Genomic DNA, 4,473 nt, shown 5'->3' on the forward strand with positions numbered 1-4,473 from the left:
TCATAGCCACCCGCGACGTCCGTATCGGAAACATCGTACTTGAATCCGTTCCGCTGCCCACGCCCGATGAAGATTCGATCGTCCGCGCCATCTGCACGGCCCTCCAATCAGCGGGTAGCCGGCTGCTGCCGTTCACGGCCGACGTAACCAACTGGCAGCACCGGGTGCTGAGCCTGGGCCGGTGGCGGCCCGACGAGGAATGGCCCGATGTAACAACCGATGCACTGCTCGGGCAGCCGGACCGCTGGCTGGCGCCCTACCTTGCGGGCATCCGGAAAGCGGAGGAGCTGAAAAAGCTTGACCTGCTGCAAATCCTTCGGTACAGCCTCAACATCGAACAGCAGCGTGCGGTCGGCCAACTGGCACCCGAACACCTTCAGGTGCCCAGTGGTTCGGTAATTAAGCTGCAGTACTCGCCACACGGCGAACCGCCGGTTTTATCCGTCAGGTTGCAGGAAGTCTTCGGTCTGCTCGAAACACCCCGGATCAACGACGGGCGTACGCCGGTGATCATTCACTTGCTTTCTCCCGGTTTTAAACCCGTCCAGGTGACCGCCGACCTGCGGAGTTTCTGGCAAACCACCTATTTCGAGGTACGCAAAGAGCTGCGGAGACGTTATCCCAAACACGCCTGGCCCGATAACCCGCTTGATGCCAAAGCCGTTAGCGGGGTGCCCCGGAAAAAACAGCTGTAGGCCGTTCGGCGTGTGGGGTATTTTTTATTAATTTTGGCCGATCAGTCGTTAGCACAGTAATCAGATATCCATGAGCAATCCACTATTACACCCCTTTGACACCGCATTCCAGAGTGTACCTTTTGAGCAGATCCAACAAGAACACTTTAAGCCCGCCATGCTGGAATGGATCAGCCGGGCGAAAACCGAAATAGCGGACCTGGTGGATAACGAAGCGGCACCCGACTTTGCGAATACCATTGCGGCACTGGAACGCGTCGGCAAGCAGCTCGACGTCGTCTCATCCACGTTCTTCAACCTCGATTCCGCAGAGACCACGGATTACCTGCAGCAACTCGCCCAGGAACTCTCCCCGCTGTTGGCGGAATACAACAACGACCTGATGCTGAACGAAGCGCTCTTCCGGCGTGTGAAACACGTTGTTGAGCATACGGACCGATCGGCACTGACGGCTGAGGAAAACCGGTTGCTGGACAAAACGTACAAAAGCTTTGTAAGAAACGGGGCACTGCTGTCCGAGGCGGAAAAAACGCAGCTCCGGGATATCGACCAGCAGCTGGCGACGCTTACCATGAAATTCTCCCAGCACGTCCTGCAGGAAACCAACGCCTACCAGCTGCACATCGAGCAGGAAGCGGATCTGGCCGGTCTTCCGGACTCCATTGTGGGAGCCGCGCGGGCGGAAGCCGAAAAGCGGGGAATGTCCGGATGGGTGTTCACCCTCCATTTCCCCAGTTTTATGCCGTTCATGAAATATGCGGCTAACCGCGATTTACGCAAAGCGATGCAGCTTGCCGCCGGAAAAAGAGCGTTTAAGGATAACGAGAACAATAATGAGGAAGTGATCCGCACCATCGTGGATCTGCGGGCAAAACGGGCAAAACTGCTGGGATTTGATACGCACGCCGAGTTTGTACTGCAGGAGCGGATGGCTGCTACGCCGGATACGGTTTTTGATTTCCTCCACGATTTGCTGCAAAAGGCCCGGCCACATGCGCAGCAGGAAATTGCGGCGCTGCAAGCGTTGGCCGCGGCGGATGGCATTACCCAAATCATGCCGTACGACCACGCCTATTATGCCGAAAAGCTTCGGGAAGCCCGTTTTGACCTGTCCGAAGAAGCACTGAAGCCTTATTTCCCGCTGGATCGCGTGCTCGACGCGGCATTCGATGCCGCAAACCGCCTCTACGGACTCACTTTCTCCGAACGGAACGACATCCAGAAATACCATCCGGAAGTGACCGTATATGAAGTCACTGAACAGGGCAGCCACAAGGCCCTGCTGTATACCGACTGGCATCCCCGTGAAGGCAAACGTGCCGGCGCCTGGATGACGGCTTACCGTGGCCAATACCGCGATAACGAACAAAATATCCGGCCGCATATTTCCATTGTATGTAATTTTGCGCGTCCGGTGGGCGATACCCCGTCGCTGCTTACCTTCACCGAGGTTACCACGCTCTTTCATGAATTCGGCCATGCGCTGCACGGCATGCTGGCCGACACGACATTCGAAAGCCTTTCGGGCACGAATGTTTATTGGGATTTTGTGGAACTTCCTTCCCAGTTCATGGAAAACTATTGTTACGACAAGGCATTTCTCCGTTCGTTTGCAAAACACTTCCAGACCGGCGAACCGTTGCCCGAGACGGAAATCGACAAAATCGTGGCAGCCGCCAATTTCATGGAAGGGTATCAGACCCTGCGGCAGCTCGGCTTCGGACTGCTTGACATGGCATACCACACCGGCAAACTGGCGGACGGCACCTCAATCGAAACGTTTGAAACGGAAACCGTGCGCGATGCCCAGCTCTATGCCCACCTCCCGGGAACCGCACAGAGCCCTTCATTCTCCCACATCTTTGCAGGTGGCTATTCCGCGGGTTATTATTCCTATAAGTGGGCGGAAGTGCTCGATGCAGATGCCTTTTCCTATTTTCAGGAAAACGGGATATTTGACCCCGAAACCGCCGCTAAATTTAAGGATCTGTTACGCCTTGGCGGCACGGTAGACCCCATGGAACTCTACGTCCGGTTCCGGGGCCGCAAGCCCGACCCGCAGGCGTTGCTGAAGCGGGCCGGACTGGTTTAATTCCGGCCGGATTGGCGGTAACATTTCCCCGTGCCGGGGAAATTTCCTATATTTGCCTACTTCCAGGGCCTTTCAGGCTATTTTGAATTTCTATCAGGCAAGATTTATGGGATTATTAGCGGCTACCGATCCAACTCAGATTTACCAATTTACGTATCAGCTACTGCTCAACTGGGGGCTCCCCGAAACCGCAGCCAGGTACTTGAACCTCTTCATCCAGCTGGGACTCTTCTTCGTTGTGTTATGGGCTGTATATGCCATCTCCCGCGGTGTTTTGCGGAGCCTCCTGGGCCGGATGGCTCGAAACACCAAAACGAAATTTGACGACTACCTCATTAACAACCGGGCACCGGCAAAGCTGGCGCGGATTATACCCCTCTCCCTGGCCTCGTCGCTGATTCCGGCAGTGCTGACCGGATTTCCAGGTTGGATAAGCATTGCCGGCAAACTGATCGGCATTCTGCTCGTGTTCGCGTGGATCGCATTTTTCAGGTCGCTGTTCCGGTCGGTCCGGGATCACCTGCGTACAAAGGCAAGCTTCCAGGATAAGCCATTGGAAAGCTACTTGCAGGTGATCGACATCTTTTTATTTTTCATTGCGGGCATTATCCTGTTCACGGCACTGACAGGACAATCACCCTGGGCATTCCTTACCGCCATGGGCGCAGCGTCGGCCATCCTGATGCTCGTGTTTAAAGATACGATTTTGGGCTTTGTCGCCAGCATACAGGTATCTACCAACGACATGGTACGGGTGGGCGACTGGATTGAGATGCCCAAATACGGCGCCGACGGCGACGTCGTTGAGATCAACCTCAACACGGTAAAGGTGCGGAACTGGGATAAAACCATCAGCACCATACCTACCTACTACCTGATCACGGATTCCGTGAAAAACTGGCGGGGGATGCAGGAAACCGGAGGGCGCCGGATCAAGCGGGCCATCCACATCAAAATCTCCTCCATCCGTTACGTGACACCCGAAGAACTGACCGAATTACGGAAGATCCAGCTGCTTACCGATTACATTGACGGCCGGCAGCAGGAAATTGACAAATTCAATGCGGAAAGCGGCGCCGACCGCACCATGCCGGTCAATGGGCGCAACATGACCAATGTAGGATTGTTCAGGCAATACATCAACCGGTATGCCGAGGTGAACCCTCAGATCCGGAAAGACATGACCTTCCTGGTCAGGCAGTTGTCGCCCAGCGAGCACGGCCTGCCAATCGAACTCTACATGTTTACCGCCGATACCCGGTGGGCGGTCTACGAAGGCATAATGGCCGACCTCTTCGACCACCTGCTATCGGCAATCAAGTATTTCAATCTGGAAGTATTTGAATCGCCCGCCTCGGATGATATCCGTAATCTCAGATTACAGGCGCTGAAACAGGAAACAGAAGCGGGGCCGCAGCAGCGTTAACCCCTAGCGGTCGTGTGCGTCGCTCAACACCCGGCGCACTTCATCGATAACCGATTTGGCCGTTTCCCGCATTTTCGGATTGCCGGTGTTGAAATCGGCATCCAGGGTTACCTGTTTGCTTTTCTCTTTGTAATTAAACTGCAGGAAAAAGCGGGGCACGGGCGTTTCGTCCGTATCGGTGGGTGTGGTCATGTCGTCCGGCAGGTTCCAGAACCCCAGCTCAGCGGCTTTCCGGTGCAGGTACAGCAGGTCGTCTTTCC

Annotated in this window: 3 protein-coding genes and 1 pseudogene; 3 read left to right on the top strand and 1 reads right to left on the bottom strand. The window is 55.3% G+C overall.

Features of this window, described 5'->3' with window-relative positions; translation table 11 throughout:
- From ABWO75_RS13320 to ABWO75_RS13330, 3 genes are all read left to right on the top strand, one after another.
- Nucleotides 1-695: ATP-dependent helicase C-terminal domain-containing protein (locus tag ABWO75_RS13320; RefSeq protein ID WP_353186322.1), on the top strand; the 695-nt coding region annotated here is incomplete at its 5' end.
- 70 nt (nucleotides 696-765) lie between these two features.
- Nucleotides 766-2,787 (top strand): M3 family metallopeptidase, encoded by a 2,022-nt coding sequence (locus ABWO75_RS13325; protein ID WP_353186324.1) that lies wholly within the window; start codon nucleotides 766-768, stop codon nucleotides 2,785-2,787.
- 106 nt (nucleotides 2,788-2,893) lie between these two features.
- The gene (locus ABWO75_RS13330; protein ID WP_353186326.1) at nucleotides 2,894-4,213 is read left to right on the top strand and encodes a mechanosensitive ion channel family protein; all 1,320 of its coding nucleotides are present in this window, start codon (nucleotides 2,894-2,896) and stop codon (nucleotides 4,211-4,213) included.
- 3 nt (nucleotides 4,214-4,216) lie between these two features.
- On the opposite strand, the pseudogene ABWO75_RS13335 reads toward ABWO75_RS13330, so the two are convergent.
- Nucleotides 4,217-4,473, bottom strand: a pseudogene (locus tag ABWO75_RS13335) (hypothetical protein); the annotation flags it as partial.

Origin of the sequence: Parapedobacter lycopersici, assembly GCF_040395035.1 — a bacterium.
GTDB lineage: Bacteria > Bacteroidota > Bacteroidia > Sphingobacteriales > Sphingobacteriaceae > Parapedobacter > Parapedobacter lycopersici_A.

What these genes read in the sequence shown, in the direction of transcription:
- ABWO75_RS13330 (WP_353186326.1), top strand. Translation starts at nt 2,894, where the DNA reads ATGGGATTATTAGCGGCTACCGATCCAACTCAGATTTACCAATTTACG.
- ABWO75_RS13325 (WP_353186324.1), top strand. Translation starts at nt 766, where the DNA reads ATGAGCAATCCACTATTACACCCCTTTGACACCGCATTCCAGAGTGTA.